Annotated in this window: 1 pseudogene; it reads left to right on the plus strand. The window is 47.1% G+C overall.

Annotated features, from left to right (window positions below):
• Positions 1 to 556: pseudogene (locus R7Z50_RS28385) on the plus strand (heme anaerobic degradation radical SAM methyltransferase ChuW/HutW); the annotation flags it as partial.
• Positions 557 to 641: the final 85 nt, after the last annotated feature.

Consider the following 641-nt stretch of genomic DNA (forward strand, 5'->3'; position numbering starts at 1 on the left):
ACCAGCGACGACGCCAGAGAAAGCGGGCATGTATGAGCTAGGTGTGAACTTTATGGCGAAGCACCATATGAAGCAGTTGAGCGTGAACCACTGGGCCGTCGATAACCGTGAGCGTAGCCTATACAACAGCTTAGCCAAGACGTACGCGTAAGGGTTGCCGGGTGGGTGCGGTTCTGGTTGCAACATTGGCTGCTACGGTATGATGCTGCACCGCACTGTAGACACCTACATCAAAGCGGTGAATGAAGGGCAAAGTACGATTGCGATGATGATGAAGCACAGCCCATTAGACCCATTATTTGCAGCGCTAAAATCCGGGTTTGACCGAGGCATTGTTCAGGCAAGTAAACTGCCGATGTTTATGGGTAGCGATACGTTCGATTTTCTCATGCCGCTGTTTAAAGTATGGCAAGACAAAGGCTTAGTTGAGCTTCAAGAGCGAAGCTTAGTGCTTACTTTAGCGGGCAGTTTTTGGGCCGTTTCGTTAGCGCAAGCCTGTATTCAGGTACTGACATCAGAGATGAACGAAAGCGTGCCAAAAGTATCCAATAATTAATGAAGACAAATTGAAGAAAAGATGGAAAACAAAATGGAATCAATCAAGCAACAGGTAGAAGTTCTATTGGAACAAGAACCTCAAC

The organism is Vibrio sp. 1249-1, from assembly GCF_033340495.1.